Origin of the sequence: Acidovorax sp. Root219 (genome assembly GCF_001428665.1) — a bacterium.
Classification (GTDB): domain Bacteria; phylum Pseudomonadota; class Gammaproteobacteria; order Burkholderiales; family Burkholderiaceae_C; genus Acidovorax.
Window position 1 is genome coordinate 55,765 of record NZ_LMIJ01000024.1, and the last position, 13,566, is coordinate 69,330.

Sequence of the window (13,566 nt, forward strand, 5' to 3'; positions counted from 1 at the left end):
CTTCAGCCCAGGGCGCTGCCGCCACTGCCGAACCACAGCGCCCAGTGGTCGATGCAGGCCTTGATCTTGGGCAGGCGGTGCCTGCGCGTGAGCGTGATGGCGTGGATGGGCGAGGGCTCCTCGTCCACCCAGTCGCGCAGCACGGGTGCCAGCACGCCCTGCTGCACCAGCGGTTCGGCCACCAGGGTGGCCAGCCGGGCAATGCCCAGGCCCTGCAGCGCCAGGCGCGCCGTGATGCCGGTGCTGCCGGAGCGCCAATGCCCGTCGGCCACCACCACGTGGGGCTCGCCATCGACCATGAAGGGCCAGCGGTTGAGCTGGGCCATCGCGCTGTTGGTGATGAGCCGGTGGCGGTGCAGCTCATCCGGGTGCTGCGGCTCGCCATGGGCCTGCAGGTAGGCCGGCGTGGCATACAGCCTGCGCACCAGGGTGCCCAGCGGGCGCGCCACCACGGTATCGCTGGTGGGCGGCCCGGTGCGGATGGCGATGTCGATGCCGTCGCGCGCCATGTCGGCCATGCGGTCGTCCACCACCAGCTCCACGCGCAGCAGTGGGTGTGCCTGCTGCAGGCTGTCGAAGCTGGGGATCAGCAGGTGCTCGGCCAACACCGAGCTGGCGGCCACGCGCACTGAGCCGCTGGCCTGGCCGCTCTGGCTGGCGAACTCGCCTTCGAGCTCGTCCATGGTGCTGGTCAGGCGTCGGCAGTACTCGAGGAAGGTGAGCCCTTCGGCCGTGGGCGTGAGGCCATGCGTCGAGCGGTGGATCAGCCGCGCATTGCAGGCCTTCTCGATGCGCGCCAGGGTGCGCGAGACCTGGCTCACCGGCACATCGCGCTCGCGCGCCACGGCCGAGAGTGAGCCCAGGTCCGCTACGCGGACAAAGAGGTGCATGTCTTCAAAGCGGATATCGCGCATGGACGCATGGTAGCGGGACTGGCGCGCACAACCGTGGTGGCCCTTGCAGGCTGCGCAAAACGCCCTTGCGCCATACGGCGTTTCGCCCGCGCAGGCCTGTGCCTACAGTGGCCACACCCTGTTTCGAACGTGAAGGATGTGTTCCATGCCGCAGATAGATGAGCTCTACCCCGACGACCTGCATCGCCTCAAGGCCGCCGCCCTCCGCGAATCCCACCGCCTGCGCGACGAAGCGCTGCAAAATGCCCCAGGTGCGCTGTGGCGCATGGCCGTACAGGCCTTGCGGCGACTGAGGGCGCCGTTCAGATCCGCGCGCCGCGAAAGCGCTGTGCCGCCTGCCGGCTGACTTCGGCCAGCAGTTGCTCTTCGCGCTGGCGCTCGCGCAGCCAGCGGGCATCGTTCTGGCCGGCCTCGGTCTCGGTGCGCAGCATGTGCATGGCGTTGGCAGCGCCCTGCATGGCGGCATGGCTGGCGATCTTGTCCATGGTCATCATGATGTGCTCGCGCAGCGGCATGTGGTCGCCGGTGGCCGGGTCCACGTACACCGCGTCCATGCCGAAGCGGCAGGCCTGGAAACGGTTGTAGGTGTAGACAAGGTAGTCGTCCTCCTCGGGCATGAAGGGCTGGTCCGCGAGGAACCAGGCGCCGAGCGACTGCACATAGCCCGCCAGCGCGGCGGCACGCTCGATGGTCAGCGGCGTGTCGAAGACTCGGATCTCGATGGTGCCGAACTCGGGCTTGGGGCGGATGTCCCAGTAGAAGTCCTTCATGCTCTTGACCACGCCGGTGCGCGTCATCTTGTCGAAGTAGGCGGTGAAGTCCTCCCAGGTCAGCGCGAACGGTGCGCGGCCCGACAGCGGGAAGGCGAACACCGAATTGAGCCGTGCCGAGTCGAAAGCCGTGTCCTGGCCCTGCACATAGGGGCTCGACGCCGACAGTGCGATGAAGTGCGGGATGTAGCGCGACATGCGGTGCAGCATGAGCAGCGCGGAATTGGCATCGGGGCAGCCGATGTGCACGTGCTGGCCGAAGATGGTGAACTGCTTGGACAAATAGCCGTACAGCTCCGACAGCTCGCGAAAGCGCGGCTTGTCGTAGATGCGCCGCTCGTGCCACTGCTGGAAGGGGTGCGTGCCCCCGCCCACCACGGCAATGTTGAGCTTGTCGGCGCTCTTGACCAGTGCATCGCGGATCGGCGTGAGCTGGCCCAGCACCTCGCTGGCCGAGTGGCAGATGTCAGTGGAGATCTCGATCATGCTGTTCGTCATCTCGGGCACCACGCTGCCAGGCAGCGGTGTCTTGTGCATGAGGCGCAGCATGTCCTCGGCATAGGGCGCGAGGTCGTAGTCGTTGGTGTTGACGAGCTGCAGTTCCAGCTCGACGCCCAGCGTCAGCGGTTCGGAATGGTTGAAGGCTTCAAGGCTCACGCGTTGTCTCCGTTGCTGCTGGTGGTGGCGTTCGACAGCGGCGCCCAGGGTTTCGAACTCTCGCCCGCACGGTAGATGGCCACCGTGGCGATCACCGCGCCCAGCACCTCCATCAGCAGGATGGCGGGCAGGGCCACGCGGGCGATCAGGTGGCCGGTGGACGGCGAGGCCACGACGAACTGCGAGGCGATCAGCAGCGCGATGGAGGACATGGGCGTCATCGCGCCGCCCACCCACAGGGCTTGGCGCCAGCTGGCACCGCTGCCCACATTGCCCAGGGCCACGCCCAGCACCTTGGCCACCAGGCGCACGGCGATCAGGGCCAGCACCACGCCGGCCACGGGGCCGCTCCAGTCGGCTTGCGCGGCCACGGTGGAGACCAGCACGAACATCAGCATGGTCAACAGCGACGACGCATTGCCCAACTGGCGCGGCCAGGCCCAGGGACGCGGGTTGAGCTGCTTGAGCAAGATGCCGCCCAGCAGCGCGGCCAGCGGGGCCGAGCCACCCATGTGCGCGGCCACGGCGGTGCCGGCCGCGATCAGCGCCAGCAGCAGCATGGAGGTGTTTTCGCTGGCCGGGCTCATGATGCGCAGGGCCATGCGCATCACCAGCGCCAGCGCGGCGGCCACCACCACCGAGACGCCGAGCACCACGACCACGGGGTACATGGTGTCGATGAGGGTCAGGCTCTGGCGGTTGATCTGCTCGGCCCGGGCACTGCCCAAGGTCAGCGCGTACAGCGTGGACAGGGTGGCCAGCACAATGGCGCGCTCGGTCACCGGGCCGGCGGCGCGGGTGTCGGCCACCACGCGCGTCAGCACCGCAGGCGAGGCGGCCAGCGCCACCAGGGCCAGGGGGCCGGCTACCTGCGTGGGCTGGTTGAGCCAGACCAATACCCAATACACAGCGAAATAGGTCAGCGTGGATTCGGCAATGCTCTGCACCAGCACCATGGGGTTGTGGCGGAACCAGCGCAGCGGGATGCGCCCGCCGCATTCGAACAGCACCAGGGCGATGCCCAGTTCCAACAAGAACAGGCCGATGCCCTGCAGCGGCCACAGGGCACCGCTGAAGCCGGCCAGGCCCGCGGCCGTGCCTACCAGCGAATAGCCCACCACCTTGGGCAGGCCCGTGTGGCGCTGGCACAGGTAGCCGGCCATGGCGGCCACTGCCAGCAGCAGGGACCATTGCACCGTGGGGAGCCCGGCCGAGGGGCGCAGCCACTGCGCCCAGAAGCTCAGGATTTCATTCATGTAGGTGACCTCTGCATGGCGCGGGCACACGAGTCGCCCGCAGGTTGATTCTTCAGCGGCGCAGTGCCACCGGTGGGGTGGCGTGTGCCGTGCGGTACCCGCCAGATCACATCTGATTGGCACGGCGTTGTACACAGCCGTGGCCCCAGCAGACAGCTGCTGGCGCGCCGTTACCTTAACGTACCCTGCAGAGACCTAAGAAATCGCTTCGGTTTTTCAGAAGGGCTGTGGCTTTCCAGGGTGCGCCTAATTTAACTGCCGCCGCCTGAGCTTCTTGTAGGACAGTTTCGAGCTTTGTAAGGAGCTGTTTGCAACCTTGCAGTGTGCGTCAGGCGGCTGGTGTGCGCCCGCGCCCCGGCATGAAGAAGCTCAAGGGGGCCGAGCGCAAGCGCTTGCGAATGGCCGCGTAGATGTGAGAGCGCTCCACGCCGCTCACGCTCTGCGCGCGCAGCGCCAGACTGAAGGCCAGGTAGAAGCTCACCGTGACGTTGAGCGCACCGATCAGCGGAATGGCCGCCACGGCCCACCAGAAGGCCTGCAGGTGCACCACCGCCATGCCCAGCGCGGCGCAGGCCGCCCCGATCTGGCCGGTGGACAGCGTCACGTGGCGCACGTCCAGCCCCAGGCCGAAGAAGCCGGCGATGGCCGGCACCAGGCCGAGCATGAAGCCGAGCGAGATGTTGGCCGCGAAGCCCGACAGGTTCTCGCGCAGGAACCGCGCCCATCGGGCCGCGCGCGCCTGTCCCAGAAACCGGGTGATGCGCGGGTTGTAGTGCATGGCCGAGTCCAGGCGGTGCAGCACGAACCAGTTCTCCGTCCACCCCGCGATGATGCTCGACAGGAACAGCAGCACCCCGGTGAAGGCCGCGAAGAACAGCGAGGGCCCGAGCAGGTGCAGCGACTCGAACACATGCTCGGCCTGCTTTTCCGTGATGGCCGGCGCGCCGGTGGCCTGGGTGATGAGCAAGGCGAGGGCCAGCACGGCCGGGAACACCACCAGCACATTGCCCAGCACAGCCGCCACCTGCGAGCGCACCAGGTGGGTGATCTCGTCCACGAACGATTCGATGGCATCGCTGGCCCCAAGCTCCTTGAGCTTGGCGGCCATGGCCGGTGCCGTCATCGCCGGCTGCTTGGTCGCGACCGTGAGGTGCAGCAGCTGGATCAGCACAAAGGTGGTGGCGTAGTTCACGCCCGCCCAGAAGCCGCCCCAGAAGGCCGACAGCGCCAGCGCATACAGGCCGAACTTGGCCAGCGTGGTGAAGGCCATCAGGGCCCCGCCGCCGGCCGCCTTCTTCACCATGGACCGGTACTCGGCGCCCGTGCGGGTGATGTAATGCTCGCCCGTCTCGGCGCTGCGCTCGGCCACCTTGGCCGCCAGCAGCGAGGAGTTGGAGGCAAACAGCGCGCGCAGGCTGCGCCGCTCCTGTCCCACCAGCACCAGATTGGCCATGAGTTTGGCGGCCGTCAGCGCCGGCTGGGGCGACAGCAGGCAGTCGAGCAACTGGCGCACGCGCAGGATGCGCTCGCGCAGCTGGCGCAGGCGAAACACCAGGCCGACCGAGATGCCGTTTTCCTCGAAATGCGTGTACACCGTGGCGGCGGCGGCGCGGCAGGCCTCCAGCCGCTCGCGCAGGCGCTGCACCGCAGCGTCGAGGCGCTCGGGCGTGCGCAGGCCGTGCAGCACCTCCACGCGCAGGCTTTCCACGTCGTGGATCAGGGCATGGAAGGGCTGGGATTCGCGCGCCGTCTCGCTCATGCGCAGGCGCAGCTCGGGTGCAAAGCCGGTCGAGAGGATCTGCCCGGTACAGTAGGTGATGGCATCGAGCAGGGCCTTTTGCCAGCGCGAGGCGCCGCCCGTGTCCGTGGGTGCCAGCAGGTGCACCAGGCGTGTGAGCTGGGCCTCTTCCAGCGCGGCCACCCACTGGGCGTCGAACCCGCCGGGCAGGGCCAGCATGAACAGCTCCGAGGCATCGATGGTTTCGGGGCTTGCCGGCAGCAGCTTGTTGCGCAGGCGCTCGGCCACCTCGCTGGCCAGGGCCGTGCGCGGCGCAAAGCCGAAGTCGGCCAGCAGGGTGGTGATGTCCACCGTGTCGACCAGCATTGCCCACCATGCCTGGAGTTTCGCCTGCACCTCGGGGCGGGCTTCCGCCGCGTCCAGGAACAGCTGCAGGCGGCCGATGGCGCCGGGCACCGAGTCGCGCTTGCCGCGCACCCAGTCGAGCAGGCCGATCAGCCACAGGTGGCGGTGGGCCAGATCGGCGTCCGGGTCCAGCCGCGCGAGGATGGTGGCCAGATCGACGCTGCGGCTCAATGCAGCACCCGGCCGGTCAGGGGTTGTCCCGTGGGACCCTGGTTGATCGCCTCCAGCATGAACAGGTCGACCTTGGCATCGAAAGGCTCGCCTTCCTCGCCCACGCAATGGAAGGTGCCGTGCATGGTGCCGCTGGCCGTGCGCAGGCGGCACCCGCTGGTGTACTGGAAGGATTCACCAGGCTTGAGCAATGGCTGGTGACCCACCACGCCCAGGCCCTTGACCTCTTCAGTATGGCCGCGCGAGTCGCTGATGATCCAGTGGCGCGAGATCAACTGGGCGGGCGCATCCCCGGCATTGGTGATGGTGATCGTATAGGCGAAGCTGAACACCCCTGTGTCCGGGGCAGACTGCTCCGGCAGGTACTCGGGCTGCACTTGCACGTCAAACTGGTACTTTGGCATGGGCGAATGGTAACTGCGACAATTGGGGCATGAGCCGACCTTTTCGCATAGCCCCCTCGATCCTCTCCGCCGATTTTGCCCGCCTGGGCGAAGAAGTGCGCAATGTCATTGCCGCCGGAGCGGACTGGATCCACTTCGACGTGATGGACAACCATTACGTGCCCAACCTCACATTCGGCCCCATGGTGTGCCAAGCGCTCAAGCCACATGCCAAGACGGCCGATGGAACCGCCATTCCGGTGGATGTGCACCTGATGATCGAGCCCGTGGACGCCCTGGCGGCCGCCTTTGCCGATGCCGGGGCAGACTACATCAGCTTCCACCCCGATGCCTCGGGCCATGTGCACCGCAGCATCCAGGCCATCCGCTCCAAGGGCGCCAAGCCCGGCCTGGTGTTCAACCCGGCAGAACCGCTGGACGTGCTGGACTGGGTGATCGACGACATCGACCTCATCCTGATCATGAGCGTGAACCCCGGCTTTGGCGGCCAGAGCTTCATCGATTCGGCCCTGCGCAAGATCGAGGACGTGCGCCGCCGCATCGACGCCAGTGGCAAGGACATCCGCCTGGAGGTTGATGGAGGCATCAAGACGGACAACATCCGCCGGGTGGCGGATGCGGGTGCTGACACGTTCGTGGCGGGCAGTGCCATCTTCGGCAAGCCGGACTACAAGGGCGTCATCGACGCCATGCGAGTCCAACTGGGCTGACTGCGGCGCGCTGGCTGGCTGAGCCGCCAGCCGCTGGCCTTACTTCTGCGCGGGGACGATGATCGTGGTCGTCGTCGATTCGCGCAGCACGCCACCGCCAGAGACCGAGCCGCTCACGGCACTGCTCTCGACGCGGCGCACACACTCCGAGCGCTCCTGCGCACTCTGGAAGGCACTGCAGCGGTCGGTGCCGTTGGCCGCCGCGATCGGGCCGGGGTCGCTCAGTTGGCCCTTGCGCGATGCATCCAGCGCGTTGGTGGCCTCGCGCATGCAGGTCGCCATGCTGTCCTGGGTGTTGTTGGTCATGCACTTCTGGCGGTCTTGCTCATAGCGGGCAGTGGCCTCCGAAGAAGCTGTCTGGGCCAAAGCGGCGCCAGAGACCGCCAGCAGGGCAGCAGTGATGACCGGGGCGAAAAAGGCAATGCGTTTCATGGGTAAGGCTCCTTGCGCCAGGCGCAAATGACAGGGGTGCAACCAAGTTGCAAAAGGATGGATGCAGCGTAGCCCTGCATCTCCTCGTACCCTGTCGGACAGCGCCGACCCCGGTCGTGCGCCGTGGCGCCTTCTTCCTGCGGCCTTGCCTAGCCCAGCCGCTGGAACGTCAGAATGAATGCCACCCCATCTGCCGTATTGCGCGCATTGATCGTGCCGCCCATCTTGGCCATGTAGGTCTTGGCCACGAACAGGCCCTGGCCCCGGTGCTCCCCTTCGCCCACGGGTGTGGGCAGGTTGGGGTCGGAGACTCCCAGCTCGAAGATGCGGCCCAGCAACTCGTCGGCAATCGTGACCCCCACGTTGTGCAGCATGGCGCTGGCGGTGGATTCCGAGGCCGTGAGCGTGAGCGTGATGGCCGTGCCCGCAGGGCGGTAGCGGTCGGCATTGCGCAGGATGTGCGTGACCACGTCCTCCAGCGCGAATTCGTCGGCGCGCACGATGACGGTGCCCGCGCCACCCTGGTACACCACGTCCACGATGCCTGCGAAGTGCGCGTTGTCCGCCACATGGCGCAAAAAGGCGTCGAGGTCGAGCCGGCCCTGCGGCACGTCGGCCGCCTGCAGCGCCTCGGCCGGCGAAGCGGTGCCATAGAGCACGTGCACCGCCTGCTGCATGCGCTGCACGTAGCGGTGGCCTGGGTCGCCAGGGCCCCCATGCAGCACCATCAGCGACTGCAGGGGCGACATGATCTCGTGGCCCACGGCATGCCACATGTCGCGCTCCTGCTGGGCGCGCAGCTGCTCACGCTGGATGTCGTCCTTCACGCGCTGCAGCAGGTCGGCCAGACCGCCGGCGAGGATGCCCAGCTCGTCCGAGCCGCGCAGGTCCGAGACATCGAGGTCCCCCAGGCGCGGGCCGATGTGCCCGTCCTGCACGTTGTAGGAGACGGCGGCTGCGCGCCGGGTGAGGGCGGTCACGCGGCGCAGCAGCCCCACCTCCACGACCAGCCAGGCCAGCGCGATGGCGGTCAGCATGGCACCCAGGTACCAGGACATGCGCGTGGCCACCGCGGCCAGGCCCTGCTCCAGCCCGCGCAGATTGCCGGTGAAGCTGACCACGTAGTTGCCCGTGGGCGTGTCGAGGATGTCCAGGCCCGCCGGCGTGGCGCGCGCATCGGGCGCGTCCAGTGGCAGCCAGCTCACCAGGCGGATCAGCCAGGGGGCCGAGGGCTCGGCCTGCACCTCGCTGCCCTTGAGGGTGAGGGTGTTCTCCTCGCCATCGCCCATCTTGCGCACCTGCACCTTTTCGCCGGGCAGCAGGCTGCGCGTGACTTCGGTGAGCGATGCCCCGGGCTGCGCGCCGGGGGTGTTGCTGTCGAACAGCGCCGGGCCCTCGCCGGGCGCGAGCATCTCCACGCGCACGCGCATGCTGCCCAGGTCTTCGGGCGGCCACACCAGGCGCTCCTTGCGGAACAGCGCCTCGCGGAACAGCTCCACCGGCAGGCGGATGGAATAGAAGCTGCGGCGCAGGCAGTCGGGCGCAGCGCCGGCCAGGTCGCGGCACTGGCCGTTCTGCCACAGCCAGCCGCGAAAATCGCGCACCGGGCGCGCGCGCGCATCGAGCGCCTCGCCACCGTTGTCCACAAAGCCGGTGAGCCGGCCACGTGCCCCGGGGCTGGTGCCGGCCGCCGTGCCGCTGGCTGGCGCCATGGCCTCGAAAGGCGCCACCCAGCGGCTGGTGGTGCCGCGCATGTCCAGCGTCACGCGCGCCCGGTGCACGGCCGCCAGGTCCAGCGCACCGCGTTCGCGCGCGGCCAGTTCGCCTGCGTAGAAGCTGCCCACGATGTAGATGAAGCCGCCTGCGTAGGGGTTGTTGCCTATGGCCGCGCAGACCGCTGAGCCATCGGGGTACTGCACCGAGCAGCCGGCCATCTCCACCGCCTGCTGGGCCTTGTTCTGGTCGTCGAAGTCGATGGCCGAGTAGGGCAGTAGCAGCGGTGCCAGCGGCGTGGCGCCCTGGCCCAGGCTGCCCGCATTGAGCAGCGCGAGCTGCCCCGAGGGGTGGCGAAGCCGCGCCATCACCTCGGCCTGGCTGCGCTCGAAGCCGTGCTGGTAGCTCTGCCAGGCGCGCTCCTTCTCCTCGCGCAGCAGCACCACACTGAGCGCCACGGTGGCCACCGCCAGCAGGATGAACACGCTGCGCACCAGGATGCGCAGGCGAAAGGCCGGCAGCCCCAGCCGAGGCATCTCGAGCCGAGGCATCTCCAGGCCGGGGCGCAGCAGGCGCTTGATCATGTCTTGAGGCGGCCCTGCGCCAGCGGCGAGCCGACCCAACGGAAACCGCGCATGGGCACGTTCTCGATGCCTTCGAAGGCCGGGTCCACCTCGCGCAGGGCCTCGCGGATGGTGCTCACGTGCTTGCGCACGTTGTCGCGGTTGCGCCCGCTCTTGACCACCTCGAACAGCTCGTCGTACGACACCACCTCGCCGCTGCGCTGGTGCAGCGTGGCCAGGATGCGCTGCGCCGTGAGCGGCAGGTTGATGCGCTCGCCGCGCCAGGTGGGGGTGCGCTGCCACAGCGGGTCGAGCACCAGCGCGTCGCCTGCGGAGGCCGGTGCCACAGCGGCGGGTTGGGCTGCCTGGGTGGCCTGCGTGGTGCGCAGGATGTCGAGGAAGGTCTCGATGAAGTCGGCCTCCTCGAAGGTCGTCTTCTGCAGGTAGTCCCAGGCGTCCAGCGCCTTCATGATGCTGCGGTAGATGGCTGCCGGCATGGCCGACACCACCAGCACCGGCGTGCCCTGGCGCAGCTTGTTGATGGCATTGATGAGGGCCACGCCCGCATGGCGCTCGCGGCCGAGCTCGATGTCCAGCACCACCGCGTCGTAGTGCTCGCGCGCCAGGGCCGCCTCGGCCTCGTCGCGGGTGAACCACTGGTCGATCACGATGCCGCTGCGCGCACTGCGGATCCAGCCGGCCAGTTGGTTGCTGGTGGGCAGGTCGTCTTCGATCACGGCAATGCGGGTCATGGGCTGTTCTGCGAGTGGTGCTGCAGGGATTATCCCGGCCGCCCGCCTGCAGCGGTGTGAGTTTTTCTTCCGCGGGCGGAGCTTTTGCACGCCCGGCGTGAGCGCTTTGGTGGGGGCGCCGCATTGTTGCTTCCGGGGGGAACGCGAAGAATTGGACACCAATGCAGCACGGAATCCGGCGCAGCAGAGAAACCACCCACCGAACCGAATCAACGAGGGAAGACACCATGAAAACCACCTGGAACCGCATCACCCGCGCCCTGCGCCGCACCCCTGCCGCCGCCCCTGCCGTGGAACCCACGCTGGACGGCGCCCAGGACGAGATCGCTGCAGGCGCTCCCATCGTTGCCTCCCGCCCCCTGGCCCTGCCGTCGCCCCGCGCCCTGGGCTGGCTGGTCGCCGGCACGGCGGTGGTGGCCGCTGGCGCCATGGTGTACCGCAACCCCCCGGTGCAGCACCTGGACCAGGGCGAGCTCGGTGTGCGCGTGAACCAGTTCACCGGCTCGGTCAGCCAGTGGCGCGATGGCAGCGTGTGGGTGCTGCCCGGCCTGCACAGCGTGCGCGTGTTCTCGCTGCGCGACCAGACCTACCGCGCCGAGCAGATGCGCCAGGCCACGGGCAGTGCGCCGCTGCAGTCGGTGGAAGGCCTGTCCTTCGGCCTTGACCTGAGCGTGCGCTACGCGCTGGACCCGGCCGCCATGGCCGCGCGCTCGGCCCAGTTGCCCGACAACATCGGCGCCGAAATCGTCGAGCCTGCCGTGCAAGGCCTGATCTACAAGGTGTTCGCCCGCTACACGGTGCGCGAGATCTTCTCGTCCAAGCGCGCCGAAATCCAGCGGATCATCGAGACCGAGCTGCGGACCCGCCTGGCCGCCGATGGCGTGCTGCTGCGCCACGTGCAGATCGGCAAGGTGGACCTGCCCGCTGAATACCGCCGCGGCATGGACAGCCTGTTGGCCGAGGAGCTGGCCTCCGAGAAGATGCGCTACACGCTGGAGCTCAAGGACAAGCGCGTGAAGGAGACCGAGCTCGACGCCAGCGCCGACAAGGTGCGCCGCGAAGTGGCCGCCGAAGCCGCTGCCCGCGAACAGGTGATCGCCGCCCGCGCCCAGGAAGAAGCCATGAAGCACGTGCTGCCCTTCAAGCAGCGCCAGATCGAGCAGCGCCAGCTCGAAGCCGAGGCCGAGAAGGTCTCGCGCATCAAGGCCGCCGAAGGCAACGCCCAGGCCCGCCGCATCGAAGCCAACGGCGAGGCCGATGCCCGCCAGAAGCTGGCCGAGGCCGAGGCCTACCGCTTGGACCGCATCGGCAAGGTCAACGCCGAGCAGATGGCGCGCGAAGGCGCCCTGGTCACGCGCCACCCGCTGCTGATCCAGAAGACGCTGGCCGACAAGCTCTCGGACAAGATCCAGGTCATCATCGCGCCCCCTCCGACCAATGGCGACTTCATCGGCGCCGCGCTGCTCGGCGGCAACCGCAACGCCCAGGCCGTGGCCGCGCAGGCTGCCGCCGGTGCCGACGACGCCTCCACGACCCAAGCCACGGAGCAATGAACATGAACCGCACCACCCTCACGCTCGTCGCGGCCATCGCCTCTGCCGCCACCATGGTCGCCACCGCCGCCGTGCCCCCTGCTCCCGCCAGCGCCCTGGGCAGCGCCATCGTCGTGCAGGACCAGGCCAGCCTGCGCGCCGCGCCGCGTGAGTCGGCCCAGCAGCAGTCCGCCCTGTGGCAGGGCGAGGTGCTCGAAGTGCGCGGCGAGCGCCTCGACTACCTGCAGGTCTGGGACCACAAGCGCGAGCGCGGCGGTTTCATCCGGACCAGCGACGTGCGCCGCGTGGCGCTCGACGAGGCCGAGGGCCCGGCGCTGCTGTCGGTGCTGCGCTTCGTGCGCGACACCCCGGGTGCCGAGGCGCTGGGCATCGGCATCACGGCCGCCTACCTGCAGGCGGCACCGGCCAGCGCGCTGGCCGGCGAGCAGGGCGCCCAGGCCTTCGACGCGCTGGGCACCCTGGCCGACCGGCTGGCGCGCCGCGCCTCGGCTGCCGTGCCGGGCAAGGCCTCGGGCGCCACCCTGTCGGCCCACCTGGACGTGGCCAACGGCTACGGTGTGCGCTTCACCACCTACGAGGTCGAAGGCCGCATGCAGGTCTGCTACGACGGCGAGGCCTTTCGCCGCGTGCTGGCCATGCCGGTGGCGGATGGCGAGCAGCGTGCCCGCGCCGCCCTGGCGCTGACGCGGGCTGAGTGCGTGAACCCCGACCTGCCGCCGCACGAGCGGGCCCGTGTGCAGGAGTGGCAGTCGCAGGTGCTCGAGCGCGTGGACGTGGCGGGCCTGTCGCCCTATGTGCGCAACCGCATCCAGATGCGCCGCGCCGGCGTGTGGAGCGCCATGGCCTTCCAGCAGGCGCGCAAGGACATTGCTGGCGCGGCCGTGGCGGCTGCGGCATCCCGTGCCCTGGCCGAGTTCGCGGGTGTCAGCAAGAACGACCTGCCCGACGAAGACCAGTCCGCCTACAACGACGCCGCCATGCGCGTGGGCGCCGTGCGCTGGGCCCTGGTGCCCACCAGCCTGCCCGCCGCCCAGGGCAACCGCCCCGGCATCGTGACCGAGCCCGGAGTGCCCGGCGAGACCTGCGTGCTGCTGGTCGATGCCCAGAAGGGGGTGAAGGCACCATTGGTGCGCCGCTGCACCTATGGCGTGGTCTGGGCCGCCTCGGCCAGCGTGAACCGCGAGGGCACGGCTGTGGCCCTGGCCGTGCAGCCCCTGGAAGGCTGGCGTGAGCTGTGGGTGATGCGCAAGACAGCCGAGGGCTGGCTGGTCGACGTGCTGCCCCCCGCCGCCAGCGCGCCCGAGACCGGCGTGGCCGAGTGGGCCGGCTGGGTGCCCGGCGGCCAGCAGATGCTGGTGGCGCGCGAGGCACGCGGCCAGGGCCGCTACCGCCGCAGCTTCGAGATCGTGCGCCTGGAAGGCCTGGCCACCGAGCGCGTGACCGGCGACGTGGCTGCGCTGCCCCTGTTCCAGCGCTGGCAGGACCCGGCCTGGAAGCTCCAGACCTTGAGTCTGCGGTAAGCCGGCAC

General features: G+C 69.0%; 11 protein-coding genes. 3 read left to right on the forward strand and 8 right to left on the reverse strand.

Annotated features, from left to right (window positions below; genetic code table 11):
- Positions 1-2: 2 nt before the first annotated feature.
- The 5 genes from ASE28_RS22300 to apaG form a co-directional block, all read right to left on the reverse strand.
- Complete coding sequence (locus tag ASE28_RS22300; protein ID WP_057268524.1) at positions 3-914, reverse strand: LysR family transcriptional regulator; 912 nt, start codon at positions 912-914, stop codon at positions 3-5.
- A 302-nt stretch (positions 915-1,216) separates the two neighbouring features.
- The gene (locus tag ASE28_RS22310; protein WP_057203917.1) at positions 1,217-2,341 is read right to left on the reverse strand and encodes a YbdK family carboxylate-amine ligase; all 1,125 of its coding nucleotides are present in this window, start codon (positions 2,339-2,341) and stop codon (positions 1,217-1,219) included.
- Positions 2,338-3,597, reverse strand: a complete 1,260-nt coding sequence (locus ASE28_RS22315) for a cation:proton antiporter (RefSeq protein WP_057268525.1) — start codon at positions 3,595-3,597, stop codon at positions 2,338-2,340. Before ASE28_RS22315 ends, ASE28_RS22310 begins: the two co-directional genes overlap by 4 nt.
- Positions 3,598-3,925: 328 nt before the next feature.
- Positions 3,926-5,911 carry a site-specific recombinase gene (locus tag ASE28_RS22320; RefSeq protein WP_057268526.1) on the reverse strand — a complete coding sequence of 662 codons (1,986 nt, stop codon included), beginning with the start codon at positions 5,909-5,911 and terminating at the stop codon, positions 3,926-3,928.
- Positions 5,908-6,315, reverse strand: a complete 408-nt coding sequence (apaG, locus tag ASE28_RS22325; RefSeq protein ID WP_057203920.1) for a Co2+/Mg2+ efflux protein ApaG — start codon at positions 6,313-6,315, stop codon at positions 5,908-5,910. The genes ASE28_RS22320 and apaG overlap by 4 nt, the downstream gene beginning before the upstream one ends.
- A 29-nt stretch (positions 6,316-6,344) precedes the next feature.
- On the opposite strand from apaG, the gene rpe reads away from it, so the two are divergent.
- The gene (rpe, locus tag ASE28_RS22330; RefSeq protein WP_057268527.1) at positions 6,345-7,025 is read left to right on the forward strand and encodes a ribulose-phosphate 3-epimerase; all 681 of its coding nucleotides are present in this window, start codon (positions 6,345-6,347) and stop codon (positions 7,023-7,025) included.
- Positions 7,026-7,064: 39 nt separating this feature from the next.
- Here rpe and ASE28_RS22335 read toward each other — a convergent pair whose 3' ends face one another.
- The 3 genes from ASE28_RS22335 to ASE28_RS22345 form a co-directional block, all read right to left on the reverse strand.
- The gene (locus ASE28_RS22335) at positions 7,065-7,457 is read right to left on the reverse strand and encodes a hypothetical protein (protein WP_057268528.1); all 393 of its coding nucleotides are present in this window, start codon (positions 7,455-7,457) and stop codon (positions 7,065-7,067) included.
- 149 nt (positions 7,458-7,606) lie between these two features.
- Complete coding sequence (locus tag ASE28_RS22340; RefSeq protein WP_235516193.1) at positions 7,607-9,754, reverse strand: HAMP domain-containing sensor histidine kinase; 2,148 nt, start codon at positions 9,752-9,754, stop codon at positions 7,607-7,609.
- Positions 9,751-10,485, reverse strand: coding sequence for a response regulator transcription factor (locus ASE28_RS22345; protein ID WP_057268529.1), 735 nt, complete (start codon positions 10,483-10,485; stop codon positions 9,751-9,753). The genes ASE28_RS22340 and ASE28_RS22345 overlap by 4 nt, the downstream gene beginning before the upstream one ends.
- A 227-nt stretch (positions 10,486-10,712) precedes the next feature.
- Between ASE28_RS22345 and ASE28_RS22350 the strand changes: the two genes are divergently transcribed.
- Positions 10,713-12,038 (forward strand): SPFH domain-containing protein, encoded by a 1,326-nt coding sequence (locus tag ASE28_RS22350; protein WP_057268530.1) that lies wholly within the window; start codon positions 10,713-10,715, stop codon positions 12,036-12,038.
- 53 nt (positions 12,039-12,091) lie between these two features.
- Positions 12,092-13,558 (forward strand): hypothetical protein, encoded by a 1,467-nt coding sequence (locus ASE28_RS22355; protein ID WP_157422093.1) that lies wholly within the window; start codon positions 12,092-12,094, stop codon positions 13,556-13,558.
- Positions 13,559-13,566: the final 8 nt, after the last annotated feature.